Here is a 26,257-nt window from a genome sequence, read left to right as displayed (position 1 = left end):
CGCTTGATTTTGTTAAATTTTGTTTGAATTATGTAACTTTGCCTTATGGCTGCTACAGAAACAATAGAAGATTTTTACAGGCAGAAGTTTAATTACCTGCCGGATAACCTTGGGCAGGAGATAGGGCACTTCAATGTTTTCCGTTTGGAGGATTGTTACGCGCCCGGGGCCAAGCCTATTGTTTATACCCGCAGGGATTTCTATAAGATCAGCCTGATACGCGGGAAAAATGTGATCCACTATGCTGATAAAAGTATTGAGGTGGATGGTGCCACGCTTATCTTTTTTAACCCTAACGTACCTTATACCTTCGAGCACAAAAGCGATGATAAATCGGGAGCTTTCTGTATCTTTAAAGAGGCTTTTTTTACGGATGCACTTCGCGCTAATGTATACGAACTGCCTATGTTCGCGTTAAGCGGCAAGCCTACCTATGCCCTTAACAGCGAGCAGGATGAGTACGCCGGCCAGATCTTCAAGAAGATGCTGGACGAGATCAATTCTGATTATCGTTTTAAGTACGACCTGCTGCGCAACTACGTTACCGAGCTGATGCACTACGCGTTAAAGCTGCAGCCACAGGAAATCATTTATCAGCATCCGGATGCCAACTCGCGCATCACATCGGTATTTACCGAGCTGCTTGAGCGCCAGTTTCCGATAGAAACGCCTTCGCAACGCTTTAACCTGCGGTCGGCTAAGGACTTTGCCGACAGGTTATCCGTCCACGTAAACCACCTGAACAGGGCCATCCGCCAAACCACGGGTAAAACCACTACCCACCATATTTCTGAACGCCTCACCAGCGAAGCCAAGGCTTTATTAAGGCACACCAACTGGAACGTGTCTGAAATTAGCTATAGCCTGGGCTTTGAAGAGCCCGCCCATTTCAATAACTTTTTCAAAAAACAAACCAGTTCAACCCCGTCTTCTTTCAGATCTGTTTGAATTATGCAATCATTTGTTTGAATAATGCAAACGGTTAGGGGGCTTTATGTTTTAATTTTGTAATATGAAAAACGCCGATATTACAAACAACAAAAAGACATGGTTCATTACCGGGGCATCTAAGGGTTTGGGGCTCAGCCTGGTAAAGCAATTGCTTGCTGCCGGGCAAAACGTTGCTGCCACGTCGCGCCACCTTGCCGAACTGGTGATTGCTGTTGGTTCTACCGCTGACAATTTCCTGCCAATTGAGGTGGATCTTGCAAATGAAGATAGCGTTGGCTGCGCTATGCATCAAACCAAAAGAGCCTTTGGCCGCATAGATGTGGTGATCAACAACGCCGGCTACGGCATTGGCGGTAGCATCGAAGAACTTACCGATCAGGAAAGCCGCAGTAGTTTTGATGTTAATGTATTTGGCACGCTAAACGTTATTCGTATGGTTATGCCTTATATGCGCTACCAGCAGTGCGGCCACATCATTAACATCTCCTCTATCGCCGGCTTTGCACCGGGCATTGGGTGGTCGGTTTACGCGGCTACAAAATTCGCTGTAGAAGGGCTATCCACTGTTTTGGCCGAGGATGTGCGCGAGTTTGGCGTAAAGGTTACCGTAGTGGCTCCGGGCGCATTCCGTACCAGCTTTTTAACGCAGGAATCACTCGCCATCGCAAAAAACCGCATTGAAGATTACAAAGTGGTTGGCGCGTCATTAAACAAATACCTGGGTTACCACGGCCAGCAAGCCGGCGACCCTGAAAAGGCCGCCACAGCCATCATCAACGTAGCGTACGACGAAAACCCGCCACTGCATTTACTCTTAGGTGCCGATGCCTATGACCGTGCCATGGTACAATTAGAGAAACTGGAAAAGGAGTTCTGCTTTAACGAAGAATTAAGCAAGGCAATGGCTTATGGGGCATAAATTCAAGTCGGTTGTAATTGTTTGAATTTTGTAATTTTTACCTAAAAAAAAGACCAAAAACCGTCTCAAAATCACCAAAAACCGACTTTGAAACGCCTTTGGCATGCCTTCAAAAAGCACCCTATCTACCTGAAATAGCACACGAAAAAACAATCAAATATCCAACAAAAACTAAAACAATGAATAATTAAAAAGTATGGTTTGTAACCGGTGCCTTAAAAGGCCTGGGGTTAAGCCTCGTAAAACAATTATTAGAAAAAGGCTACAACGTGCCGCAACATCGCGCAACATAGCCGACCTTGCAAATGCAGTAGATAAAGCAGAAAGCTTTTTACCATTGGCAGTAAACATCACCGATGAAAAAAGTGTTAACGATGCCATCAGCCAAACCATCAGCCTGTTTGGTAAGATAGATGTGGTGGTAAACAATGCGGACTATGGCCTGGTGGGCAGCCTGGAAGAATTAAGCGATGAACCAATACCGGATTTTAAAAAATTCTTTCCCCAATAGAGGAAGTTGCTTGCTTCTTAAAATGAGATTGAACAACTCGCCGCTTTTTGTGTTGCTGCAATATGGGTTTCTCAATTGAACTGCCGGATATCATCAGCATGTTAATGTCGGTACTGTGCGGTGGCATTATCGGTTTCGAACGGGAGTATTAAAACAAGTCGACAGGCAAGCGATTGGAGCTTTATAAATCTCCGGCTGGCCTAAGCGTAGTGATGCAAATTACAGGCGTTAAAAAAAATGTGGACCTGGTAAACCAAGAAATGATAAATATGGAGGGTATAAGGGATTTCCATTAAGCCCGATATTATTACAGGGAAATTACACGAACAGATACATAATCTGCTCATATTTGACGCAGTGAAAAACTAACAATAAAAACCAAAAAAAACATGATACCAGTAAAAGGATACGCGGCACTAGACCCGCAAACCGACCTTGCACCATGGGACTTTCAGCGCCGCGACGTTGGCCCTCATGATGTGCAATTCGAAATTCTATTTTGTGGCGTTTGCCACTCAGATCTTCACCAGATAAAAAACGATTGGTTCCCGGGAATTTTCCCGATGGTGCCTGGTCACGAAATTGTTGGCCGTGTTACCAAGGTAGGCGACCACGTTAAAAACTTTAAAGTTGGCGACCTTGCCGGTACCGGCTGTATGGTAGATTCTTGCCAGGTTTGCGAAAACTGCAAGCAGGATCTGGAGCAATACTGCCTGGAAGGTAATACTGCAACCTACAACGGTATGGAGCGCGATGGTTCATCACCTACTTACGGTGGTTATAGTAATAGCATTGTAGTGCGCGAAGAGTTTGTACTGCACATTTCAGATAAGCTTGACCTTGCCGCCACCGCGCCTTTATTGTGTGCCGGTATCACCACTTATTCGCCACTTAGGCATTGGAAAGTTGGAAAAGGCCACAAATTAGCCGTATTAGGTTTAGGCGGGCTTGGCCACATGGCTGTTAAATTTGGTGTTGCTTTTGGTGCCGAGGTTACGGTATTGAGTACTTCGCCAAAGAAAGAAGAAGATGCAAAAAAATTAGGCGCACACCACTTTGTGGTAACCAGCGACCCTGAGCAGATCAAAGCTGCTACAGGCACATTCGATTTTATATTGGACACAGTATCTGCCGAGCACGATTTTAACATGTACCTAAGCCTGTTACGTACCAACGGTACCATGATTTGCGTGGGTGTACCATCAGAGCCTGCAAAAGTAGCTGCGTTTAGCCTACTGGGCGGCCGTAAAAGCCTTGCCGGTTCGGGTATTGGCGGTATTGCCGAAACTCAGGAAATGCTTGATTTTTGCGCTGAGCATGGCATAGTTTCAGATATTGAAATGATAGACATTAAAGACATCAGCAATGCTTACGAACGTATGGTAAAAGGTGATGTACGCTACCGTTTTGTAATTGATATTGCAACGCTGTAAGCAAGAATAATTTATTTTGAAGGCGGATATCTGAAAGGATATCCGCCTTTTTTTGTATCGTCTTCGCACACAATATGTACGTTTTTGCACAGTACTTATTTTTATTTTTTTTATAACTAATTGATAATAAGTTATTTGTAAATTGGCATTAAGTTAGTTGAATTGGTTTTACAGCTTGATTTAATAGTATTAAATATATGATTATCAATCAATTAAAATTCGCTTTTAAGAATTTGATTCGTACCAAAATCTTTACGGCTATCAACATTTGCGGTTTAGTGGTTAGCTTAATTGCGGTTATACTAATGTCGTTGTACATTGAAAACGAACTGAGTTACGATAGATATAATAAGCAAGCCAATGATATTTACCGGGTTGTTGATGACAAGCAAACTAATGCATTAACGCAACACGGAGCAGGTTCCCCCGGGCCAATGGCGCCGTTAATGTTAAATGATTTTCCGCAGGTGAAACAGGCGGTGCGCATTATAAGTGGAGAGGCCCTGGTGAAATATGAGGACAAGCTATTTGAAGAAAAGCACTTATACTTTGCAGACCCTGCAATATTTAAAGTTTTTGATTTGCCGATGATCAGCGGAAACGGGGCTACTGCTCTTGTAAACCCTATGTGCATTGTAATTACAGAATCGGTTGCAAACAAATATTTTGGTAAGGTTGATGCTGTTGGTAAATCGCTGTTAATAAACGGCGAAAACCTTAAAGTAACAGGGATAATTAAGGATTTGCCTGCCAACTCGCATATTAGTTTCGATATTTTGGTATCTATGGCTACCGCCATAAAAAAAGACTCTGGTTACGATTGGATGTTTACTAACTGGTATTCGAATAATTTTTATACCTATGTTGTATTGCCACCAAATTATGACGCTAAAAACCTAACTAAGCAATTTGATGCTTTTGCCGACAGGCATAAAGCAAATACGGCAAGTACCAGGCATCACTATAATTTAGAAAAGCTGACAGACATCTATCTGCATAGCGATAGAGAAAACCAAGCAGGTAAAGTAGGAAATATTACAAATCTATGTGTGTTTTCTGCCATCGCCCTATTTGTTTTAATAATTGCCTGTATCAACTTTATTAATCTTTCAACAGCCCGTTCTGCTGAACGTGCCAAAGAAATTGGTATAAAGAAAGTTAACGGGGTTAACCGAAGCGGGTTAATTACGCAGTTTTTTATCGAATCATTTTTAACGGTTGGTGTCGCTTTAATTATAGCCGTATTTGCAGCCTGCCTGCTTATGCCGGCGTTTAATACGTTTGCAGGTAAAAGTATCGTATTTGAAGTGTTTAAGCCATTGCATCTTGCATTGTTATTAAGTATCCTGATGGTTGTGAGCGTTTTGTCTGGAAGTTACCCGGCGTTTGTATTGTCGGGTTTTAATCCTATCGCAGCGCTAAAGGGTACTTTAAGGTCTTCTTCATTTAGTGTTGGTGTTCGCAAAGGGTTGGTAGTTTTTCAGTTTGCCATATCAATTATACTCATTATAAGTAGCATTGTTGTTTACAGCCAACTGCAATTTATGCAAAAGCACGATCTTGGCTTTAAGCCATCACAAACACTCATTTTAAATTTTGAGGGCGATGGTTTTGTTAAAAATCAACTTTCATTTATAACTAATGAACTGCTGCACATAAATGGGGTTAAGGCAGTTACTGCTTCTTCAGATGTTCCGGGTAATTTAACTTCCGGAGCGTGGTCTATGGAGTTTGCAAAAAAAACAGGTGACACCGTACATGCAGAATTACCAATTTACTTAACCGACTTTAATTTCATGAAGCAGTACCATATTCCAATGGTAGCAGGTCGTGGCTTATCGCCTTTATTTGCAGCAGATACAGTTGAGTCAATGATTATTAATGAAGCCGCATTACGTAAACTTGGATTTAAAAATGCCGACGATGCTATTGGCGTTAAAGTGGGCATGTATCCTAATGATGGCCGGATCATAGGCGTTTATAAAGATTTTAATTTCGAATCATTACAAAAAGCAATTGGGCCGCTGGCTATGCGGGTGATCCCCAATAAATTCCGGGTGTTTTCTGTTGAAATAAGCAGCACCGACGTTAAAAAAACAGTAGTAGATATTGAAACGCTATGGAAGAAGATTGTACCACAGCGCCCGTTAGAATACAGCTTTTTAAACGAAAAATTTAATCAGCAATACCAGGCCGAAATAAAATTTAGTCAATTATTTGGTTTGTTTACCATGCTGGCCATTGGAATAGCTTGTTTTGGGCTATTTGGATTGGCTCTTTTTAGCGTTAAACAACGCAGAAAAGAAATAGGGATCCGTAAAGTTATCGGCGCATCTGTAGTGCAAATCACGGCGTTGCTGTCTATAGAATTTGTTAGTTTAGTAATTATTGCGATTGTAATAGCCTGCCCTGTAGCCTTATTTATAATGAGCAAATGGATACAAGCATTTGCCTACAGGATAGAAATAGGATGGTGGGTGTTTGTAAACGGTAGCCTCACAGCAATAACAATTGCATTGATTACTATTAGTTATCAGGCTGTACGCGCTGCTATAGCTAACCCTGTAAAAAGTTTACGCAGCGAGTGATTTTCAAAAAAGTCTTGATTTGTAAATGAAAATATCCAAATACTGGTCGAAGTTTTAGCGTAACTTGGACCTAAAATGTGGTAAACCCTACTGGTCGAAGTTTAGCGATAGCGTAACTTCGTCCTGTAATTTTGCAAGCTCTCAGCTTGCGTATTTCACAAGCTGAAAGCTTGTGGCATTTTAGGTCGAAGTTGAAAACTTCGACCAGGGTGTTTTATTGAAGTGATAAAAACTTAACAACCAATGTAATGTAGTATTAGATATGCGCTACATCCCGATACTTACTGTTTTAGCCGGTCTGTTTTTATCTTGTTCAGACGCCCGCAAACCCACCTATATAATTACCGGCAAGGGAGATACCGTTATGGTTGCTAAACAAGATACCCTACCGCCGCCCGCACCCGATAGCGCTGGGTTGTTCACCCGGATCAATACGGGTAGCACCACGCCGGAACAATTGCTCGTTTTTGCAAATACCCTAAAAGGCATCCCATATAAATACGCATCAATAGATCCTGCCAGGGGTTTTGATTGCTCGGGGTTTATCACTTTTGTGTTCAACCATTTTAATATAGCTGTACCCAGGCGATCTGTTGATTTTACTAATATCCGCGAAGCGATAAACCTAAAAGATGCCAAAACCGGCGACCTTATCCTGTTTACCGGCACCGATAGCACCATCAGGGTGGTGGGTCACATGGGAATCATCATCAAAGCTCCCGGAAAAGAACTAACCTTTATCCACTCCACATCCGGTAAAGCCAACGGGGTTACCGAAACCCCTTTCAATAGCTATTACCAGGGGCGTTATGTGAAAACAGTGCGCATCTTTTCTCATAACGATAGGTAAACAAAGGGCGGATAACTTGTAGGTTAGCCCACATGCATCGCAGGGTCCTTTACAAGAGACCCTGCGGCGACGTAAGGAGTAAACATAATAGAGTTTTCTGAAAGATTTGCAACAGATGATGCTTTGTCCCCGCAGGGTCTCTTGGAAAGGACCCTGCGGCTTTAGGACAGGTAACGAGCATTATAATTAAATAAATAATAATTTAGCCTAATGTCGATCCGCACATCACACCAAATAACAGATAATACATGGTTTATCACTTTTACCTGTTACGATTGGTTACCGCTATTTGAAATTACCGACTCGTACGATCTAATTTATAATTGGCTAAAGTTAATAGATGGCAAATACCAGATTAAAACGCTGGCATATGTAATTATGCCGAATCATGCCCATGTGCTTATTTATTTAACGGAGCTTAATATTAATCTGAATACATTATTAAGCAATGGCAAGCGTTTTATGGCTTACGAATTTATAAAGCGGCTCAAGGCCAGTAATCAAAACTTATTATTGGATAAGCTATCTGCGGGTTGTAGTGAAAAGGAGAAAGCAAAAGGTCAAAAGCATAAAGTTTTTGAACCATCGTTTGATGCTAAAGAAATTTATAGCGTGGGATTTTTAAACCAGAAAATAGATTACATACATAACAATCCGGTACAGGGGAAATGGAATTTAGCGAAAGAATACACCGACTATCCGCACAGTAGCGCAGCGTTTTATATTGACGGTGTACTAAACGAATCTGTGGAGATTACGGATTATCGTATCTATTGGGTGTGACATGCATCGTAGGGTCCTTTTCAAGAGACCCTGCGGCGACATAACAAATTCAAAAGTGGCTCCCAAATTTGTTGATAAAAACCCAGATCAGTCAAGGAAGAATGTTTTGGCCTTTTTTAAGAAAGAAAAACAGAATAGAAATAATTAACTTTTTGATATGCAAGTAATAAAATTTAAGGCATCCTATTTAAATAAGAGTATTTTGTGGTTAATAGTTATTGGCATTCTTATGAGTTTGATGCTATTTCTAACACTAAACTTAGCGACCGAATATGCTTATTTTTTGAGTATGCTATTTGTTTCTGTTGGAACATTAATAGTATTTTACTTAAATAGAAATGAACCGGAACAAGTTCAACTTGATCATGAAAAAATAGCATTAGTCTATTTCAACAATTTTTCTTTAAGAAGCCAGAGGCAAACTATACTATTAGTGAACTTAAATCCTCAGTTGTGAATGATAGAATTGTACTTTCTAAAAATAATTTAGTAGTAGCAATAATTCGAAAGGCTTCCTTAGTTTTAGCAGATTGGGAAATCTTAAAAGAAAAGTTAGGTTGATTTATTAATAATATTATGGTTGAAGTTTTTGACACTTATACAAAAAAAAATAAGCTATATTATACTTTACAAACGGTAAGTATATTGACAATTATCTTTCTTGTAGTGGCTAAAATAATTAATTTAAAATTGCCTTTAAAATTCCCCCCCTATTTAATTGCATTATTTGGAATATGCTTAACTTTAATAGTTGTGAATATGATACTCACTGGAACTAATCTCATCAAAATGTACGTTAAAGATGGGGAAATCAGTATGTCAACGAAATCAATAACTTTTAAATCGTTGACAATTCCAATTACCGATATAAAAAAAATCGAGATAAATGCGAATGATTTTAGAGGGGCAAGATCTAGCGATGGTAGTGGTAATCAAATAAAAATATACGGTTGTTCAAATGAAATATTTCAATCTCGTTTTGTAATTAATTCTATGACTCAACGAGATAACCTAAGACAGATTTTAAATAAACTGAATATTAACGGAGTTAAAATCGTTTTAGATGACATTAGTCTTAAAGAGGGATAGATATAAATTATCTAAAATACGTTTAAATAAGTCTGGCAAAATGTCGGACTTTGTTTTTATAGGGCAGCTATATTGTTTTGAAAGAAATCTTTAAACTTTTTGTCGCCGCACTTTTTGTCCCCACAGGGTCTCTTGGAAAGTACCCTGCGGTTTTAGAACAGCACACACAAGGCCTACGCTTTTACTTACGGTAATGTTGTAAAATCGTAAAAAGGCAATTCTTCGTAATCGTCAATAAAGGCCATATGCTCTTTTAACTCTTCAAAAGCATTTGAGAATTTCTTATCATCGATGGTGACGATCACCAAACCATCCAAAGTTGCTTTGCCATACTTGGCTTTGGCTACATCAAGGTCGGGGAAATCTACTGCCGACATCCATTGCGGATCGAGGTATTTGATAGCGCTTAGGGTATCTATCTGAAATTCTTTCTCGTTAGATACGATGATCCAGTATGGCGATTTGCCGTCGGTTGGTGCTTTTGGCAGTTCAATTATTATTTCTTTTTTGGCACTAACCATGGCCCAGGCAGTTTTTTGCTGCGCGAAGGTGCAGATAGGGATGCTTAACAAAGCGATTATGGTGGCGGATAATATGTTGTTTTTCATGGTGTTAGTTGTTGTAGATGTATTGATAAATACAAATAACAGGCCAAATGTTATCCCCCACAACGGGGCTGCAGCTTTATGTTTAGCTATAAATTACATTAAAATGTGGTCTGCTGTTTATTTACGGGGCTTTACTGCAATTGTTACAAGCCTTTTAAAAGCATTACATTTTACTGATATTGCTGCTGAAACCATACAGCTACCATGAAAACAGAAAAAGAAAAAATGCTTACCGGCGAATATTACCTGGCTAATGAAGAAACATTAGCTGCCGAACGTAAACACTGCAAGCAATTACTAAAGAGGCTGAATGTTGATGAACACGTGGTAGGCGAGGGCACCGCCGCTGTTTTAGCAGAGCTGATACCCAACGCGCCGAAAAGCCTTTATATAGAGCCGCCATTCCATTGCGATTATGGTTATAACATAACCTGTGGCGAGAACGTGTATTTTAACGTGAATTGCGTGGTGCTGGATGTGATGGAAGTAAAGCTGGGCAGCAATGTCTTCTGCGCGCCGGGTGTGCAAATTTATACCGCCACGCACCCTTTAGATGCTGTGCTACGCCGCAGTAAAGAGAATGCAAAGCCGGTTGTAATTGGCGACGACTGCTGGATAGGCGGCGGGGCCATCATTTGCCCGGGTGTTACCATTGGCAACCGTTGTGTGATTGGCGCAGGGGCGGTGGTCACCAAAAATATCCCCGATGATTCTTTGGCGGTGGGCAACCCTGCTGTGGTGATCAGGAAGCTGAACCAAACCGATGAAAATTCTGCGATAAATTAACAGTCACAAATCTGTTATAGTCGTTCAAAATCTGAGGCTGTATAAAATGTATTGCCTTAACCGCAAAATTTATAGATGAATAACAAAGCCCGGCTTGTGGACTGCCCCCCAAAAGTTAGACACTTATTGGGGGCAGTCCAATTTGAGAGGGCTTTATTTTAACCATTTGTCATCCTGAGCATCGCGAAGGATCTATTCGCGAACTGTGCCTCGCCATATGTATGTCGGCGATTAGATGCTTCACTATCGTTCAGCATTACAAATTATATTAATCAGTAGTTCTTAATAAACGGCACATGTGCCGTTTTATACCCGGGCTTTTTGAGCTGCGATCTTAACGCCTTAAAACTTTCCGTTGGCCCTTCAGATGCAAACATATTGCTTAGCCAGGCGGGGATAGCACCTCCGGGATCGAGCTGGATGGTGTATTCAACTTTTACCTCGTTTTTGTTAACAGGGACTATCAACCATTTACTAATTGAGTTTTTTACTCTTACAATGCCATCCCGCTCGGGTACCATGGTAGGGGCCACGGGGCCATCAAGCGTTACTATTTTGGTTTCTTCGTCTTGGGTGGTTATCAGGTGGGCCACAAAGTCGCGGTTTTGTGCCGGCCAGGGTAAGCTTATTTCCGAGTAATAAAAAAGTTCGGAAGGAGATACCTGTTTAACCAAACGGATAGATTTAGTATGGTAGATCCACTCGGGGCGTGTTTTAAGGTCAAGCAACGTTGCCACCATTTGTGTAAGGGTGGTTTCGTAATTGCACTCTATCCTTAAAGCTTTAAGTTTAGAGTTAACAATCTCGCTTGTGTAGATCTTAATACCATCCTTATTGCTTTTTAACGCCCATTTATATTGGGCGGAAGCGTTATAGGATATAACCAGTAAAAGCAATAAAGCGAATAATGTTTTTTTAAACATAAATGCAGCAGGAAGTTACCTAACAAATTTAATTATCCGGTTAATACTGCGTGTCATCGGTACAACACAATTAAAAAAATTAATTAGGCTGTGGCTACCAGTTTACTTGTGCTGCGGTAAACGTATTCGTTATAAATGTGCCTGCGTGCAAACCTGCCCGGCGAATCTGCATTAACCAGTTTTACGTAAACGGCTTTAGGCACGTCAAAGTATTCGTATGAGTTACCGTCGGTAAAATCAACACGTAATACTTGTGATTTGTATTCAAAATCAACAATGGCAGCTGTACCGGTAGTCGCGGTATATTCAGCTAATGATTGGGTGCGTGTTTCTGGCGCTATACTTACTAAAAAGTGGTAAGCCTCAATAATGGTCTTGCTTTTTTCTTCGGCTGTGTGCTTGCTTTCTTCGCTATCCTGGAATTTGTCCGGGTGCCATTCCTTCATCAGGCCACGGTAGGTAGATTTTAATTCAGAAAGCTCGGCAGCTTCAGTTACGTTTAAAAGTTTGCGGTAATCGACAATTTTTTTCATTGTATTTCTATTGTAATGTTTATTGTCGATGAAACTTTATTCAAGGAAAATAATTTTGCAAAGGTACGCTTTATTAATAACGTGGGTATCGATGACGCAAAAATAATATGATCATACCTTATTAAGATAATTAAAAGTAGCGCTATGAGTATTTATAACATGAAAAGTTTACTTTGTATTAGTATTTATACCCAACTAATTAAAAATTGAAAGAGATTCAGGAAGATATAGATGCAGTTGGCCGCATTGATGCGGTTAGTTCAATTTTAGAAGTGGTATGCCGTACAACAGGCATGGGTTTTTCGGCAGTTGCCCGTGTTACCGATGATAGGTGGATAACCTGCGCCGTGCGCGACGAGATTGCCTTTGGCCTTGTCCCCGGTAGCGAGTTAAAGCTTGAAACCACGATATGTAACGAGATCCGCCAGCATCATACCCCTGTAGTGATAGATCATGTGGCTTTAGATGTAGATTTTGCCCATCACCATACCCCGGCCATTTACGGCTTTCAAAGCTATATCTCGTTCCCAATTACTTTAAAAAATGGTAGCTTTTTTGGTACCCTTTGCGCCATAGATCCCAACCCGGCACACTTAAAAAACACCCAGGTAATGGGCATGTTTAAGCTTTTTGCTGATTTGATCGCGTTCCATTTGGATGCGCAAGAAAAGATAGCTTCAACGGAAATGGAACTTTTAGAAGCGCGTAAAACCTCCCAGCTGCGCGATCAGTTTATCGCTATTTTAGGCCATGACCTGGGCAACCCGGTGGGCGCGATACTCAATGTATCGCAACTATTATTACGCATGCCATTAGACGAACGCACCAAGCGGCTGGCAAACATTCTGCAAAATTCATCGTATCGGATGAAGGCGCTGATAGAAAACATACTTGACTTTGCCCGCGGCCGCCTTGGCGAGGGTATTATACTTAAACGTAACGATAACGAACCTATAGCAGAAATGCTGGAGCAGGTAATTGCAGAGCTGGCGATACTTTGGCCCGATAGAACGATCAATACTAATTTCTGGGTAAAATGCGCTATAAACTGCGATGGAAGGCGGGTATCTCAAGTGCTTTCAAACTTACTGGGTAACGCCATTGCTCACGGTTCAAAAGACACACCGGTAAATGTTGATGTAGTTTGCGATGCCGATGATTTTTCCATATCGGTTACCAATTACGGCAGTCAGATCCCGGATGCTGTCAGGGAAAAACTTTTCGAGCCGTTCTCCCGTGGAGATGATCAGGGTAAGGATGGCCTTGGCCTCGGCCTGTACATAGCTGCCGAAATTGCCCGCGCCCACAGCGGTACCTTAACTGTCAAGTCCGACGAACATTCTACGGCCTTTACTTTTAAAATGCCGCTTAATTAGTTCTCCGATAATTTTGGTGAATTGTAACCTAATATATTTCTTAAAAGTAAATATTCTTAATAGTGGCATTATTAAGGTAACTTAGATGACGAATGGAAGATACTTCAGATCCTGATAATAAACTCGCTTACTACCAACAAAAAGAAATAGAACTGCAACTCAAGTTAGAAAAACTGACCGATTTTGTAGAGAACGCTTCTTTACCACTGCACTGGGTAGATGGTAATGGCATTATAATATGGGCTAACCAGGCCGAGCTTGACCTTTTAGGCTATACAAAAGAAGAATATTTAGGCTTCCCGATAACCGATTTCCATGCTGATGAAACCGTTATTACAGATATTTTAAATCGCCTTGTTAATAACGAAACACTCCAGAATTATCCTGCAAAACTTAAATGTAAAAACGGTAGTATAAAGCATGTGCTCATCAACTCAAACGTTTTAAATAAAGATGGTGTGTTTGTGCATACACGCTGTTTTACACGTGATATTACTGAACTTAAGGAGGCAGGTATGCACAGGGATACCATTTTACAGGAGCTTGAACAAAGCGAAGCCAAACTAAAAATGGTGATCGCATCTGTTAATTTAGGCACCTGGGATTGGGAACCTAAAACCGGCCTGCTCACTTGGAGCGATGAATGTAAAAAGATCTACGGCCTGCCTTTAGATAAGGGCGTTACCTTTGAAATATATGCACAGCAATTGCACCCCGACGATAAGGAAAGAGTGTTGCAAGAGATACAGGATAGCATGGATGCCGTATCCGGCGGGGAATACGATATTATATTACGTATTATCCGTTTTGATGATGGCGCCACACGCTGGGTTAGGGCGCAGGGTAAAGTATACTTTGATGTTAACGGGCAAGTAGAACACTTTATAGGTACAGTAATTGATATTACCGAAAGCCGCATAGCTGCTGAGAAAAGTGCCAAACTGGCTGCCATTGTAGAATCATCAGACGATATTATCATCAGTAAAACCCTTGACGGGATCATCACCAGCTGGAATGCATCGGCACAACGCACGTTCGGTTACACCCCCGAAGAAGTTATAGGACACTCGATTCTAATGATAATACCCGAGGATAGGCAGGATGAAGAGCCCATGATACTTTCCCGTTTAAAAAATGGCGAACGGGTTGAGCATTTCGAAACCGTGCGAATCACTAAAGACCGAAGGCTGCTGAATGTATCTTTAACCATTTCGCCAATTAAGGATGAGCACGGCAAAACCATAGGGTTTTCTAAAATAGCGCGTGATATCACCGGGAAGAAACAGGAGGAATTACGAAAGAACGATTTTATAGCCATGGTTAGCCATGAACTTAAAACCCCACTAACAGCCGTAAAATCATACATCCAGATCCTGCTTGCAAAAGAAAAAAATGGAGGCGACGCCTTTAAGATAAGTGCACTATCGAGGGCCGAGGTGCAAACCAAAAAGATGACCTCGATGATCCAGGATTTCCTGAGCCTGGCCCGCCTGGAAGAAGGGAAGATCCAGTTGAATAAAGAAGTATTTGAACTGCATACCCTGATAGAAGAGGTTGCAGACGACGCGCAGTTCTTAACTTCGACACATACCGTTAAACTGCACGATTGCGAGGATATCATCATCTGTGCCGATAGGGATAAAATAGGGCAGGTGTTGATGAATTTGCTTAGCAATGCCATCAAATATTCGCCACGGGGCGGTACTATCGTTATAGGCTGTGTAAAGCTTGAGGATAAAGTAAAAATATTTGTGAAAGACGAAGGTGTGGGTATTAACATCGCCGACCAGAAAAAGCTTTTCGACAAGTTTTACCGCGTGAAGAATGAAAAGGTGAAAACCATATCTGGCTTTGGTATAGGGCTTTACCTGGTATCAGAACTATTGCGTTACCACAAGAGTAAAATTGAGGTAGAAAGCCGTGAAGATGAAGGAGCTACTTTTTACTTTGTGATGGATATGCAGCAAGTGTAATGTTACGCTGCTTGTAAAATATCCGGCAGGAATATTTAATTTTGTAGCATGTAAATATAAACAGAAGCCGAGTGTTTGGGGACGGAAAATATTAGTAATGCTGTAGCCACTACGCTTATCATGGCGTTGTTGATGACTTAACCTTAAAAGAACGCATATTGAAATTTTTACCTTACCAGTTTACCCTATTGGTTTTTGTAATAGGTTTATGTTTCCCCATTACCTTAATCGCACAAACCGCCCAAGATGCTAACAGACTACTTGTAGATACGTTGGCGAAACCCAAACCCCACCGTGCAGGTACGCCATTTTTTGGCACCGTACCGCCCGAAACCAAGCGCTTTGGCCGCGCCGCCGCCGAGTGGGGGCTTGCACAGGCCATACCATTTAGTTACGGTAAGTTTATAGTGCATGCACCTTACTCAAACGTAACCGGCGCCACAATCTGGCGTAACTTAAACCCGGGCAGTTGGCAGTGGGATAAGGATATTTTTCGTACCAACCAGTTTGGGCACCCATACCAGGGTAGTTTATACTTTAGTTCGTTCCGTAGTAACGGCTATAGCTTTTGGCAGTCGGCACCGGCGGCTGTTGCGGGTAGTTATTTTTGGGAAACCTTTGGCGAGAACGAGCACCCATCGCCTAACGACTTTATCAATACAAGCTTTGGCGGTATAGTTTTGGGGGAGATGACCTATCGCTTATCAAACAAAATTGTAAATAACCGCCACCGTGGGTTTGGCAGGCAAATGGAAGAAGTAGCCGCTTTTTTAGCCAACCCTATGAACGGCCTTAACCGTTTGCTTGATGGTAAATGGGGTAAAGTATACGGTAACCCCAAAGACAGGGATTCATCGCAGTTATCTGCGGAGTTTGACCTTGGTTTGCGCACATTTAACAGCTTAACCGGTAAGGTTGGCGGCAATAAAAAAACCGGCATATTTGGCCGCGCGAAATTATTGTACGGTAGCAGATATAAGGATTATCATACACCATTCAGTAATATCATGATCAATGTGGAGGTGGGTAAGGATGATAGCTCGGCAGTGAACGCGATAAATGTGTATGGTTCGCTGGCAGGGTGGGAGTTGGAATCGAACCGGGACCTTAAGCATCTGGTTATCCTGAGCGCGAATTACGATTACATCAGCAACGAAGCCTTTTTTTACGGCGGGGAGAGTGTTAAGATGAACCTGTTCTCTCAATTCGAGGCAGGTACAAAAGTGAAAATCAATACCAATATAGGTACCGGCCCGGTGCTGTTAGCCGCAGTGCCAAGCACTTATTCATCCAACGGCCGTAATTACGATTATACATCGGGCTTTGGCATAAATGGTGGGGTAGGGGTTGTTGTAACTGATAGATTTTTTGCCAGCCTGGATTATCGCGGCGCATTCCTCTATACGGTTAACGGCAATAAATCACAGTACTATTTGCACACGGTAAATAGTGAGCTGCGTTATGCCTGGTCTAAAAAACTATCCGTTGTTGGCGAATCGGGTTATTTCTTTTTGCGGGGAAATTACGATGACCACCCGGATGTGAACAAACGGTACCCGTATGTAAGGCTGGCTGTAAGGTATAGTGTGGGTTTTTAGGGGGTAAACATCCTCTGAAATATCACCTTAAATTTGGGAAAGGTAAACGGTAAGAAAGTGAGAATTTTTTACCGCTAATTTTTATCGCTTGCTTTTCTTTTAACGAGAAAAGCAATCTGATAAAGTCGGCATAATACTTTTTGTCGAGATAAATACTGTATAAATTATTGCTCCGTTTGACAGTTGTGGTATTTTTAAGATTTGGCCAGTCCTTAGGCCAGGGCATTGACTTCTCAGGAGCATAACTGTACCCTGTAGCCATAACTTCAATACTGTCGGGCATCCAATCCGTGGCCGAATTGTTTTTGTAGCCTATCAAGTTATCATAAACATTAAGAAATGGTTTAGGGGTTTGCGATCTTGCTTTTTCGTCTCCTCTTAAATTTCCATATACACTGATTTTAGTTAGCGTATCAAAGTTTAATAGCAACTCATTTGTAGGTTGGTCTGATGCCGAGGACGCATCTATTTGCTTTGGTAATTTTAATAAGGAATCTGTTATCCCCAATTTTGATAAGGTTTTTTTTAATTCTTCAGGCGATAGCTTAACCTGAAAGTATTTTGAAGTTTTGCCAGTTTTAGCATTATAAATTATTTGTCCATTTTGATAAGCAACAAATGACGGTACGTCAGATCCTAATACCATCAACCATGGATTTGTTTTTGTAAATACAACAATCGGTGACCCATATTTAACATTGAAATGCTGTCCAAATGTTGCTGCAGATGAAAGGCAAATCGTTAAAAAAACAAATAACTTTTTCATGATAGTTATATCTGGTAATGCTCAATCACATCCTCGGGCACTTTGGCGCCGCGACCGGTTGCCATGTCTATCATTACATAATCGAAGTAGCCGTCGCAGCAGATTTTGTTGGTGGCCTTGTTGGTTAGGGTGAACGCTACGCGGCAGCCTTTGTCGTTAATGGTTTCAATGCCGGTTTTTACAATGAAGTAGTCGCCCATGGTGAGGGCGCGTTTATAATCTATATGTGCGGTGCGCACCACCCAGCCAAAGCCACGTTCCATAAATTTCTCCATGGCCATTCCATAGCAGCGTTCCATCTGGTCGTAACGGGCGGCAAGCACATAATCAAAATACTTGCTGTTGTGCACATGGTGAAACATGTCTATATCGTCGGGGCGTACCCGCAGTTCGGTCTCAAAGGTGGCGTAACTCATTAAGTCAAAAGTAAAAATTCAAAATTATAAATGGATTATACCTGTTACAATTGTTTTTCTGCGCATGTCTGTTGGGAGACGCGAGGTATCGCTTCTCCACATTGCCTGTGTTCGTAGAGACGCGATACCTCGCGTCTTTTTGCATAAAATCTCCTACACCAACGTGTTTTTCCACTTGCCCTTTTTAAACAGTATATAGGCGGCTATGGTTAACCCAATTTCGGCAACGGGGATAGCTATAAAAACGCCTGTAGGGCCCATTTTAAAATACTTGGCCAATAGATAAGCAAAAGGGATCTGGAATAACCAGAATGTACAGAAGTTGATCTTGGTGGGTGTCCAGGTGTCGCCGGCCCCGTTGAAGGCACTGGTAAATACCATCCCCATACCAAAAATAATAAAGCCCCCGCTTAAGATTTGTAACGACCGGGTAGCTACCTTTTTTACAGCTAAATCATCGGTAAAAAACGATGCGAATAAATGGCCGCAGGTTAAAAACAAGATGCTCACTATCCCTAAAAAAACAACTGTGTATTTGATGGTTTGATAAACGGATTGCTCGGCCCTGTCCACCCGGCCTGCGCCGAGGTTTTGCCCCACCAGTGTAGCAGCGGCATTACTAAGCCCCCAGGCGGGCAGCAAAAAGAACATCATTAACCGCAACGAGGTTTGATACCCTGCCGAACCCTGGTCGCCGCCTGTGGTGGCAACCAGCTGCGCCAAAAAGATCCAACTGCAACTGGCTATTACAAATTGTAGGATGCCCGGTGCCGCCACTTTGATGATGGCTTTGATCTGCTGCCAGTTGGGGATAAAATAGCTTAAGCGTACTATTAAGGCATTTTTGTTATTAAACAAATTATAAACCTGGTACGAAACCCCAAGCCCGCGACCAATAGTGGTAGCTATAGCAGCCCCGGTTAAACCAAAGGCAGGGATAGGGCCAAGGCCCCTGATAAATATGGGGCATAAAATAATGTTGGCGATATTGGCTATCCAAAGGCTGCGCATGGCAACGGCTGCGTTCCCTGCACCTCTGAATATCCCGTTTATCAAAAATAGCAATACAATAATGAGGCTGCCACCCATCATAATTTGAACGAAGCGGGTGCCATGGTTTGCAGTTTCTGTTGATGCACCCATTAATAGGAGCAAGTCGCGGGCGTGGAGCAAACCGGCAATGCTGATGACTACATTTATAAATACAGCTATAACAATGGTTTGCATCCCCGCTTTCGAGGCCGCCTCCGGGTTTTTCTCGCCAATACGGCGGGCAACAACCGCGGTGGCAGCCATGCTTAAACCTATAGCAAGGGAATATATCACCGTAAGCACAGATTCTGTCAAGCCAACTGTTTGGATGGCGTGGCTGCTGTTTTCCAGATGGCCTACAAAATAAAGATCCACCAGGGCAAAAATAGATTCCATTGCCATCTCCAGCATCATGGGTATTGCTAACAATACAATAGCCCGTTTGATGCTGATAGCGGTAAGATCCACACGCCCGCCTTTTAAAGATTGTTTTAAAACGCTGAAAAATGAATATACCTTGCTAGGGGACTTGGCGGCTTGTGACATAACAGGTTAAATTAACAGGCGCTTAAATATACAGCCTTTAGGTAATAATGTATTAAATAGTAACTCATACAAAGTTATATGTAATGCCATTGCCTATTACTGTGTAAAAATGCCATAAGTAGGGGGCAATTGCGACAAGATTTATAATTTACTTTACTGAGGTTTTGCGTTAGGGAGTGCAGTGGAAATCCCACAGCGTGTGGCGGCCTGTTACGGGGCAGGCGAGAACTTGCAGCGGAAAGCCCGACCGAAGGGAACGCCATGGTCAATAAAACCTTGCTTATGAGATGCCGAAACAAGTTTGGTATAACGGTTTGTTGAGCTATTAAACCACTCACCACTTAACTTAATCAACCACTCACCAACCTCTCAAAAATCATTTTTACTTTTCAATTAAAACCGTATCTTTGCACCCAATTAATTAAGTTATTAACGCTTTAATATTATTCACGTAATGTATTTAGGTAAAGAAGCAAAGGCAGAGATCTTTGCAAAACATGGTAAAAGTGTAACCGACACAGGTTCAACCGAAGGTCAGGTAGCATTATTCACTTACCGCATCGCGCATTTAACCGGTCACTTGAAAAAGAACAAACATGATTTTTCAACCCAGTTATCGCTTCAAAAATTAGTAGGTAAACGCCGCGGTTTGTTGGCATACCTGTTCAAAAAAGACATTGAAAGATATCGTGCTATCATCAAAGCGTTAGCGCTTAGGGATATCATCAAATAACTTTTCTTATTTTTTTAAAAAAAGCCGTCCGCATTTGCAGGATGGCTTTTTTACTTTTGAAACTATTATACACACACATAAAAACCGGTGCGCTCCGAAAGATGAAAAGCGTACCACAAAACAAACAAGATGAGTTTAAACGTAATTAAAAAGGTAATTGATTTAGGTGACGGCCGCACCATTGAGATCGAAACCGGTAAACTGGCCAAACAAGCCGATGGCTCTGTAGTAATTAAAATGGGTGATACCATGTTATTAGCTACGGTAGTATCATCGCAGGAAGCAAAAGAAGGTATCGATTTTTTACCTCTTTCTGTTGATTATCAAGAAAAATACGCTGCCACGGGTCGTATCCCGGGTGGTTTTTTACGCCGCGAGGCACGTTTGTCAGACTATGAGGTTTTGATCTCTCGTTTGGTTGACCGCGCATTGCGCCCAATGTTCCCGGATGATTATCATGCGGATACACAGGTAATGATATCATTGATATCTGCCGATAAAGATATTATGCCGGATTGCCTTGCTGGTTTAGCTGCTTCTGCCGCTTTAAGTTGTTCAGACATTCCATTCAATGGCCCTATATCTGAAGTACGTGTTGCTAAAGTGGATGGTAAACTAATTATCAACCCAACTTTAACCCAGTTACAGACTGCAACTTTAGAGTTTATTGTTGCCGGTAGCGAGCACGATATCAACATGGTTGAAGGCGAATCTGCAGAGATACAGGAAGCCGAATTGGTTGAAGCTATTAAATTTGCACACACTGCTATTAAAGTACAATGTTTAGCGCAAAAAGAATTAACTGCCGAGCTTAACAAAACTGTTAAACGCGTTTACAGCCATGAGCATAGTAACGACGAGCTTGAAAAAGCCATCTATGCTGCTACTTATGACCAGGTTTACGCTATTGCAGGTGCGGCATCAGGTAAAGATGAGCGTACCGCTAAGTTTAAAGAAGTTAGAGATGCTTACATCGCTACTTTAGGCGAGATTGATGATATCACTAAATCATTAGCTAAAAAATACTACCACGATGTGGAGTATGATGCTATCCGTAACCTTGTATTAGACGAAGGCAAACGTTTAGATGGCCGTACTACTACCCAGATCCGCCCGATATGGAGCGAAGTTGGTTACTTACCATCTGCACACGGTTCTGCCGTGTTCACCCGTGGCGAAACACAATCATTAACCACCGTTACTTTAGGTGCTAAGGATGATGAGCAAATGATTGATGGCGCGTTCATCAATGGTTACCAAAAATTCCTGTTACACTACAATTTCCCTGGTTTTTCAACCGGTGAGGTTCGCCCTAACAGGGGTGCAGGCCGTCGCGAGATTGGGCACGGTAACTTAGCTATGCGTTCGTTAAAACGTGTTTTACCTGCCGAGGCAGAAAACCCATACACTATTCGTATCGTTTCTGATATTTTAGAATCTAACGGTTCATCATCAATGGCTACGGTTTGTGCCGGTACATTGGCTTTGATGGATGCAGGTATTAAGATCAGCAACCCGGTATCTGGTATTGCAATGGGATTGATCACAAACGAAATGGGTACTAAATATGCTATCCTTTCTGACATTTTGGGTGATGAAGATCACTTAGGTGATATGGACTTTAAAGTAACAGGTACTAAAAACGGTATTGTTGCTGTACAAATGGACTTGAAGATAAACGGTTTATCATACGAGGTTTTAACCAATGCGTTAAACCAGGCTAAAGATGGCCGTTTACATATTCTTGGCGAAATGGCCAAAACGCTTACCGCACCACGTGAGGACTACAAACCACACGCTCCGCGTATCGTAATGATCAAGATAGACAAGGAATTTATTGGCGCGGTTATTGGCCCCGGCGGTAAAATTATCCAGGAAATGCAGCGCGAAACAGGTGCTACTATCTCTATCGAAGAAAAAGACGGACAAGGTATTGTTCAGATCTTTGGTGATAACAAGGACGCTATCGACGCGGCTTTATCACGTATTCGCGCTATTGCTTCTAAACCGGAAGTTGGCGAGATATACGAAGGTAAAGTGAAATCAATTATGCCGTTTGGTGCATTTGTTGAGATTATGCCGGGTAAAGATGGTTTGTTACACATATCTGAAATTGACCACCACCGTATCGAAACCATGGATGGTATCTTTAACGTTGGCGACGAAGTACGTGTTAAACTACTTGATGTTGATAAGCAAGGTAAATTGAAACTATCGCGCAAGGCTTTATTGCCTCGCCCGGATAGCAAGCCTACTGATAACAACTAATCAGACTTTTTTTATAATGCAAAGCCCTCTTTTAGAGGGTTTTGCTATTTAGTCAAAAAATATTAAAACAAGTTATAGCCTTTGGTTGTCTTCTTAAGTTAAGAATAGAAAGTTTCGAGAAACACTAAAGCCGGTCCTAATTTTGCAAATGACAAATACCACCAACGATCCTTTAGATTTTCTCAATAACTCTCATGGGATACAGACCGGTGCGCAAACTGATCTGATCCAAAAGTTATTGTACGAAATTATTAGGGTTAAAGAGCTTATTACCTATTACGATTCCATTACAAATGGCGCGGGGCAGCTCGGCTCATCTATTTTGAATGAGTTGGTTACCGAAGCTTACAACTCCCTTGTGAATTACGATACCGTGTTAATGAAAAAGTATTACGATCTGCTGCTCAACTGCGATTGATACTTAATTAGTGAGTTAGTGAATTTTTGATTTAGCGATTGATAAGGAAAATCGCAAAGCGATTTTCACCTTTCACCTTTCACCTTTCACCTTTCACCTTTCACCTTTCACCTTTCACCTTTCACCTTTCACCTTTCACCTTTCACCTTTCACTCATCTTAAAACCTTATCACGCAGTTCCTGCGAGATCTCGTCCGTTATTTTAATGATATCAGCCGCTTCCTGGGTGTTGTTAATAATGATCTTATTGCAGATATCTCGGTAGGGTAACAGGTATTCTTTATAAGCCGGTACAACGTGGTTTACCCATTTATAGTATGCATCTTCGTTAGAGTAGCCTCGTTCTTCCAGGTCGCGCTTTAGGCGGCGCTGCAGGGCTATGTGTTCGTCGGCCTCAATAAATATGGTCATATCAAGTACATCCTTAATTTTGCCGAAGTGCATGATAAAAAGGCCTTCCACAATAATAATAGATGCGGGCTTTATCTCCAGCATTTTGGGGATAGCGTAAGGGTTATTAAAAGTATACTCCTGCTTCATAAATGATTCGCCCTTCAATAGCTTAAAAATGTCATTTTCAAAGTGGTCATGATCTATAGTTGATGGTAAATCGAAGTTATAATCACGGTTCTCCAGTTTGGTCATGTTATGCGCCACGGGGAAGTAGTAATCATCTTGCGATACCAGGCAAACCTCGTCATCGCTGAAGTGTTCCAGGAAGGATTTTAAAAAGAATGTTTTACCAGATCCGCTGCCACCGGCAACGCCAATTACATAAGGTTTATTCATTAGGTGTACCGTAGCTGATATTTACATGAAAACGTTTGTCTAGCGCGCCTAATGCTTCAGCAACATTTTTGGTCATCACTACTATCGCGTCTTTGGTAGATTGGCTATCTGTAAAGCGGCCAACTACTTTAGCAAAGGTGGTGCGGTTATTCATTGGGTTGGTTATGCGCATAACAGTGCCTATAGGGGCTGTGCGGTGTAAAACTAGTTTCTTATTAGGGTCAAGGCTGGCGTCATCTATCCAGGTGGCTACGCCTTTTTCGTTTTTCTCGAATAGGCCGTATTTGTTACTACCCGGTTTGTGCGCTGCGCTATCGATAGGAGAAGCAACATAAGTTGAATCGCGTTTAACGGTATCAACATGGGCGTCAGTTGCAACAACAGGCTGCACTTGCGGAGCGGCAGTTGTGCCATTCGGTACACTCAAAACCTGTCCGGGTGATAGCGTAGTCGATTTTAATTTGTTTAGGGTGGTAAGCGCTTCAACGGTTGTATTGAAACGCTTGGCTATAGAATACAAGGTTTCATGCGCCGATACTTTATATTCCTGTGTGCCTGGGGTTTTAGCAGGCGCTTGAACGGCTTTCTGCTCGTCTTTTTGAACCGGTTGTTGTTGGGTTAAAACGGGCGTTTTAGCAGGTGCCGGCTCTACCGGTTTGGTGGCAACCGGTGCTTGTTGTACCTGTTTAGTTTGCGGCTGCACTACGGGGGCCTGCGCTGTAACTACAGGCTTGGTTGTTTCCATGATAGAACGCTCGGTAGGTACTTTAATGATCTGGCCAATTTGCATTTTGGCATTATTATTAAACGTTTGGATAACCTTTGGGCTAACACCATACTTACGGCTAAGCGAGTAGTAATTATCTTTAGGATCGAGCTTATGCAGGATAACTTTTTTACCATTCAGGTTCTCAACACCAACGGAATCGGGCAGGGCTGATGCAAATAATGTAGAGCTTATGCTGAGCAGAACGGTGGATAATATTAGTATTTTAAATTTCATAATAAATTCTTATTCAGTAATTTATATTTTTAAAACCTTTATTTCGGCTTTGTTTTTAATATAAACCAGTGCGTTTTTATGTAATACAAACGCCTCGGGTTGTAATTTTTGTATATCCTGGTTCAATAAATCGTGGTAAACCACATCAGTACCATCCATAATATACAGGTGCTGTTGTAAAGCCCCGTTTTTTAAAGTGTGCAAAGATACAATTCTGTAAGTATTATGGTTTAGGTAATGCACCATATTTCCGTAAGGCTCATCGGGCAAAGTGCCCGGAACCATGTCTGCGGGGGGGATCATCACAGGTACGACTATATTATTCTCCAAAGGTTTATCCTGAGTTACATCAGAAGCCCTTACAATTTGCCCGGTAAGCACATCTATCAGTATTAATTTTTTTGGCTGGAAGCTGGTATTATAAACAACCGGCCCATTGATAGAAAGATGATCAAACGCCAGACTGTAGTTACTCCAAAGTTCTTTTGAAGTGGTGGCATCAATGGCAATAATGGCTTTGTGCTCGGGGCCGCTTTCGTGTTTGTAGTAGTGTAAAAGTATCACGCTATTATAAACAGCTTCGATGCCGGTGAGCCAGCGCTCGGGTAGGGTAAAGGAGGTGAAATGCACTTCGCCGGATTCTAAATTAAGCGATGTGAAGCTCGTTTGCTTATCCGTTTCGTTACGGATCTCGATGGCCATGGTATCTGTTAACCCATCAATTTGCAGGCGCCAAACGGTGCCATTTAAGGCTTGGGAGATAAATGGTTGTAGCATTGTCATTAAGTGTGCAAATATGGCTATTTATATCAAAACATATTAATTTTGGGAAACAAAGACCGCTAAAAAACTGTTATCACAACAAAAAAAACACACACATCATGGACGCTGAAAAAATAAGCTTAGAAGAAAAAAAAGTAAAACCCGTAGTTGACCACCTGAACGACTTGCTTGCCAACTACCATATCCACTACCAAAAATTACGGGGTTGCCATTGGAACGTTAAAGGCAAAAGCTTTTTTACATTGCACGTAAAGTTCGAAGAACTTTACACCGTAGCCCTAACCACTATTGATGAACTGGCGGAGCGGATCCTTACTTTAGGCAAGCCACCATATAGCACGTTTAACGATTATATCTCTCAATCAACCCTTAAAGAGATCCAAACCATCGGCTTAAAAGATACCGACATGGTTAAAGCCCTTATTGAGGATATGGCTGCCCTGATAGAAATGGAACGCCAAATCTTAGACATTACCGCTGATGCAGGCGATGATGGTACCAATGATATGGTGAACCGCTTTATGCAATTTAAAGAGAAAAATACCTGGATGCTAAGGTCTTTTGTTAATGAAGATTAGAGTT

At 41.8% G+C, this 26,257-nt stretch carries 25 protein-coding genes; 16 read left to right on the top strand and 9 right to left on the bottom strand.

Annotated elements, in window-relative coordinates:
* The first annotated feature begins 45 nt into the window (after positions 1-45).
* The 8 genes from RHM67_RS14820 to RHM67_RS14785 all read left to right on the top strand — a co-directional run bounded on the left by RHM67_RS14820 (position 46) and on the right by RHM67_RS14785 (position 9,124).
* Entirely contained in the window at positions 46-948 is a 903-nt protein-coding gene (locus tag RHM67_RS14820) for an AraC family transcriptional regulator (RefSeq protein ID WP_322227607.1), read from the top strand.
* A 64-nt stretch (positions 949-1,012) separates the two neighbouring features.
* A complete protein-coding gene (locus tag RHM67_RS14815) occupies positions 1,013-1,870 on the top strand; it encodes an SDR family NAD(P)-dependent oxidoreductase (RefSeq protein WP_322227605.1) in 858 nt (285 codons plus the stop codon).
* A gap of 196 nt (positions 1,871-2,066) precedes the next feature.
* Positions 2,067-2,381: an SDR family NAD(P)-dependent oxidoreductase gene (locus tag RHM67_RS14810; protein ID WP_322227603.1), complete on the top strand. Its 315-nt coding sequence runs from the start codon at positions 2,067-2,069 to the stop codon at positions 2,379-2,381.
* 389 nt (positions 2,382-2,770) lie between these two features.
* Positions 2,771-3,814, top strand: a complete 1,044-nt coding sequence (locus RHM67_RS14805) for an NAD(P)-dependent alcohol dehydrogenase (protein ID WP_322227602.1) — start codon at positions 2,771-2,773, stop codon at positions 3,812-3,814.
* Between the two features lie 197 nt (positions 3,815-4,011).
* Positions 4,012-6,402, top strand: a complete 2,391-nt coding sequence (locus RHM67_RS14800; RefSeq protein WP_322227601.1) for an ABC transporter permease — start codon at positions 4,012-4,014, stop codon at positions 6,400-6,402.
* Positions 6,403-6,664: 262 nt separating this feature from the next.
* Entirely contained in the window at positions 6,665-7,252 is a 588-nt protein-coding gene (locus RHM67_RS14795) for a C40 family peptidase (RefSeq protein WP_322227600.1), read from the top strand.
* Between the two features lie 210 nt (positions 7,253-7,462).
* The gene (locus tag RHM67_RS14790; RefSeq protein ID WP_322227599.1) at positions 7,463-8,035 is read left to right on the top strand and encodes a transposase; all 573 of its coding nucleotides are present in this window, start codon (positions 7,463-7,465) and stop codon (positions 8,033-8,035) included.
* 576 nt (positions 8,036-8,611) lie between these two features.
* Positions 8,612-9,124: a hypothetical protein gene (locus RHM67_RS14785; RefSeq protein ID WP_322227598.1), complete on the top strand. Its 513-nt coding sequence runs from the start codon at positions 8,612-8,614 to the stop codon at positions 9,122-9,124.
* A 185-nt stretch (positions 9,125-9,309) separates the two neighbouring features.
* On the opposite strand, the gene RHM67_RS14780 is transcribed toward RHM67_RS14785, so the two are convergent.
* Positions 9,310-9,732, bottom strand: coding sequence for a hypothetical protein (locus RHM67_RS14780; protein WP_322227597.1), 423 nt, complete (start codon positions 9,730-9,732; stop codon positions 9,310-9,312).
* Between the two features lie 204 nt (positions 9,733-9,936).
* On the opposite strand from RHM67_RS14780, the gene RHM67_RS14775 reads away from it, so the two are divergent.
* Positions 9,937-10,518: a sugar O-acetyltransferase gene (locus RHM67_RS14775; RefSeq protein WP_322227596.1), complete on the top strand. Its 582-nt coding sequence runs from the start codon at positions 9,937-9,939 to the stop codon at positions 10,516-10,518.
* Positions 10,519-10,790: 272 nt separating this feature from the next.
* Here RHM67_RS14775 and RHM67_RS14770 read toward each other — a convergent pair whose 3' ends face one another.
* Positions 10,791-11,441, bottom strand: coding sequence for an START domain-containing protein (locus tag RHM67_RS14770; RefSeq protein WP_322227595.1), 651 nt, complete (start codon positions 11,439-11,441; stop codon positions 10,791-10,793).
* An 83-nt stretch (positions 11,442-11,524) separates the two neighbouring features.
* A complete protein-coding gene (locus tag RHM67_RS14765) occupies positions 11,525-11,974 on the bottom strand; it encodes a KTSC domain-containing protein (protein ID WP_322227594.1) in 450 nt (149 codons plus the stop codon).
* A gap of 206 nt (positions 11,975-12,180) precedes the next feature.
* Between RHM67_RS14765 and RHM67_RS14760 the strand changes: the two genes are divergently transcribed.
* The 3 genes from RHM67_RS14760 (at position 12,181) to RHM67_RS14750 (ending at position 16,921) form a co-directional block, all read left to right on the top strand.
* Positions 12,181-13,350: a GAF domain-containing sensor histidine kinase gene (locus RHM67_RS14760; protein ID WP_322227592.1), complete on the top strand. Its 1,170-nt coding sequence runs from the start codon at positions 12,181-12,183 to the stop codon at positions 13,348-13,350.
* 92 nt (positions 13,351-13,442) lie between these two features.
* Entirely contained in the window at positions 13,443-15,323 is a 1,881-nt protein-coding gene (locus tag RHM67_RS14755) for a PAS domain S-box protein (protein ID WP_322227591.1), read from the top strand.
* Between the two features lie 158 nt (positions 15,324-15,481).
* Positions 15,482-16,921: a DUF3943 domain-containing protein gene (locus tag RHM67_RS14750; RefSeq protein WP_322227590.1), complete on the top strand. Its 1,440-nt coding sequence runs from the start codon at positions 15,482-15,484 to the stop codon at positions 16,919-16,921.
* 22 nt (positions 16,922-16,943) lie between these two features.
* Here RHM67_RS14750 and RHM67_RS14745 read toward each other — a convergent pair whose 3' ends face one another.
* The 3 genes from RHM67_RS14745 to RHM67_RS14735 form a co-directional block, all read right to left on the bottom strand.
* Positions 16,944-17,687 carry a hypothetical protein gene (locus RHM67_RS14745; RefSeq protein ID WP_322227589.1) on the bottom strand — a complete coding sequence of 248 codons (744 nt, stop codon included), beginning with the start codon at positions 17,685-17,687 and terminating at the stop codon, positions 16,944-16,946.
* Between the two features lie 5 nt (positions 17,688-17,692).
* Positions 17,693-18,103 carry an acyl-CoA thioesterase gene (locus tag RHM67_RS14740; protein WP_322227588.1) on the bottom strand — a complete coding sequence of 137 codons (411 nt, stop codon included), beginning with the start codon at positions 18,101-18,103 and terminating at the stop codon, positions 17,693-17,695.
* Between the two features lie 153 nt (positions 18,104-18,256).
* Entirely contained in the window at positions 18,257-19,603 is a 1,347-nt protein-coding gene (locus RHM67_RS14735; protein ID WP_322227587.1) for an MATE family efflux transporter, read from the bottom strand.
* A gap of 532 nt (positions 19,604-20,135) precedes the next feature.
* Between RHM67_RS14735 and rpsO the strand changes: the two genes are divergently transcribed.
* The 3 genes from rpsO to RHM67_RS14720 all read left to right on the top strand — a co-directional run bounded on the left by rpsO (position 20,136) and on the right by RHM67_RS14720 (position 23,100).
* Entirely contained in the window at positions 20,136-20,414 is a 279-nt protein-coding gene (gene rpsO / locus RHM67_RS14730; RefSeq protein ID WP_322227586.1) for a 30S ribosomal protein S15, read from the top strand.
* A gap of 129 nt (positions 20,415-20,543) precedes the next feature.
* Positions 20,544-22,682 (top strand): polyribonucleotide nucleotidyltransferase, encoded by a 2,139-nt coding sequence (pnp, locus tag RHM67_RS14725; protein WP_322227585.1) that lies wholly within the window; start codon positions 20,544-20,546, stop codon positions 22,680-22,682.
* Between the two features lie 148 nt (positions 22,683-22,830).
* The gene (locus tag RHM67_RS14720; protein ID WP_322227584.1) at positions 22,831-23,100 is read left to right on the top strand and encodes a hypothetical protein; all 270 of its coding nucleotides are present in this window, start codon (positions 22,831-22,833) and stop codon (positions 23,098-23,100) included.
* A gap of 153 nt (positions 23,101-23,253) precedes the next feature.
* Here the strand turns inward: RHM67_RS14720 and RHM67_RS14715 are convergent, their stop codons facing one another.
* Genes RHM67_RS14715 through RHM67_RS14705 form a run of 3 tightly spaced genes read right to left on the bottom strand, consistent with a single transcriptional unit; the run spans position 23,254 to position 25,669 of the window.
* Positions 23,254-23,889, bottom strand: a complete 636-nt coding sequence (locus RHM67_RS14715; RefSeq protein WP_322227583.1) for a uridine kinase — start codon at positions 23,887-23,889, stop codon at positions 23,254-23,256.
* The gene (locus RHM67_RS14710; protein ID WP_322227582.1) at positions 23,882-24,892 is read right to left on the bottom strand and encodes a LysM peptidoglycan-binding domain-containing protein; all 1,011 of its coding nucleotides are present in this window, start codon (positions 24,890-24,892) and stop codon (positions 23,882-23,884) included. The genes RHM67_RS14715 and RHM67_RS14710 overlap by 8 nt, the downstream gene beginning before the upstream one ends.
* Before the next feature lie 21 nt (positions 24,893-24,913).
* On the bottom strand, positions 24,914-25,669 hold the full coding sequence (locus RHM67_RS14705; RefSeq protein WP_322227581.1) for a DUF4905 domain-containing protein: 756 nt from the start codon (positions 25,667-25,669) through the stop codon (positions 24,914-24,916).
* Between the two features lie 104 nt (positions 25,670-25,773).
* On the opposite strand from RHM67_RS14705, the gene RHM67_RS14700 reads away from it, so the two are divergent.
* Positions 25,774-26,253: a DNA starvation/stationary phase protection protein gene (locus RHM67_RS14700; protein ID WP_322227580.1), complete on the top strand. Its 480-nt coding sequence runs from the start codon at positions 25,774-25,776 to the stop codon at positions 26,251-26,253.
* Positions 26,254-26,257: the final 4 nt, after the last annotated feature.

The sequence above is a fragment of the Mucilaginibacter sp. 5C4 genome, assembly GCF_034345625.1.
GTDB classification, from domain to species: domain Bacteria; phylum Bacteroidota; class Bacteroidia; order Sphingobacteriales; family Sphingobacteriaceae; genus Mucilaginibacter; species Mucilaginibacter aurantiaciroseus.
This window is presented reverse-complemented; position numbering and strand designations above follow the sequence as displayed.

Coding starts and splice junctions, on each gene's coding strand:
- RHM67_RS14820 (WP_322227607.1), top strand. CDS start 46: ATGGCTGCTACAGAAACAATAGAAGATTTTTACAGGCAGAAGTTTAAT.
- RHM67_RS14815 (WP_322227605.1), top strand. CDS start 1,013: ATGAAAAACGCCGATATTACAAACAACAAAAAGACATGGTTCATTACC.
- RHM67_RS14810 (WP_322227603.1), top strand. CDS start 2,067: ATGGTTTGTAACCGGTGCCTTAAAAGGCCTGGGGTTAAGCCTCGTAAA.
- RHM67_RS14805 (WP_322227602.1), top strand. CDS start 2,771: ATGATACCAGTAAAAGGATACGCGGCACTAGACCCGCAAACCGACCTT.
- RHM67_RS14800 (WP_322227601.1), top strand. CDS start 4,012: ATGATTATCAATCAATTAAAATTCGCTTTTAAGAATTTGATTCGTACC.
- RHM67_RS14795 (WP_322227600.1), top strand. CDS start 6,665: ATGCGCTACATCCCGATACTTACTGTTTTAGCCGGTCTGTTTTTATCT.
- RHM67_RS14790 (WP_322227599.1), top strand. CDS start 7,463: ATGTCGATCCGCACATCACACCAAATAACAGATAATACATGGTTTATC.
- RHM67_RS14785 (WP_322227598.1), top strand. CDS start 8,612: ATGGTTGAAGTTTTTGACACTTATACAAAAAAAAATAAGCTATATTAT.
- RHM67_RS14780 (WP_322227597.1), bottom strand. CDS start 9,732: ATGAAAAACAACATATTATCCGCCACCATAATCGCTTTGTTAAGCATC.
- RHM67_RS14775 (WP_322227596.1), top strand. CDS start 9,937: ATGAAAACAGAAAAAGAAAAAATGCTTACCGGCGAATATTACCTGGCT.
- RHM67_RS14770 (WP_322227595.1), bottom strand. CDS start 11,441: ATGTTTAAAAAAACATTATTCGCTTTATTGCTTTTACTGGTTATATCC.
- RHM67_RS14765 (WP_322227594.1), bottom strand. CDS start 11,974: ATGAAAAAAATTGTCGATTACCGCAAACTTTTAAACGTAACTGAAGCT.
- RHM67_RS14755 (WP_322227591.1), top strand. CDS start 13,443: ATGGAAGATACTTCAGATCCTGATAATAAACTCGCTTACTACCAACAA.
- RHM67_RS14745 (WP_322227589.1), bottom strand. CDS start 17,687: ATGAAAAAGTTATTTGTTTTTTTAACGATTTGCCTTTCATCTGCAGCA.
- RHM67_RS14740 (WP_322227588.1), bottom strand. CDS start 18,103: ATGAGTTACGCCACCTTTGAGACCGAACTGCGGGTACGCCCCGACGAT.
- rpsO (WP_322227586.1), top strand. CDS start 20,136: ATGTATTTAGGTAAAGAAGCAAAGGCAGAGATCTTTGCAAAACATGGT.
- pnp (WP_322227585.1), top strand. CDS start 20,544: ATGAGTTTAAACGTAATTAAAAAGGTAATTGATTTAGGTGACGGCCGC.
- RHM67_RS14720 (WP_322227584.1), top strand. CDS start 22,831: ATGACAAATACCACCAACGATCCTTTAGATTTTCTCAATAACTCTCAT.
- RHM67_RS14715 (WP_322227583.1), bottom strand. CDS start 23,889: ATGAATAAACCTTATGTAATTGGCGTTGCCGGTGGCAGCGGATCTGGT.
- RHM67_RS14710 (WP_322227582.1), bottom strand. CDS start 24,892: ATGAAATTTAAAATACTAATATTATCCACCGTTCTGCTCAGCATAAGC.
- RHM67_RS14705 (WP_322227581.1), bottom strand. CDS start 25,669: ATGCTACAACCATTTATCTCCCAAGCCTTAAATGGCACCGTTTGGCGC.
- RHM67_RS14700 (WP_322227580.1), top strand. CDS start 25,774: ATGGACGCTGAAAAAATAAGCTTAGAAGAAAAAAAAGTAAAACCCGTA.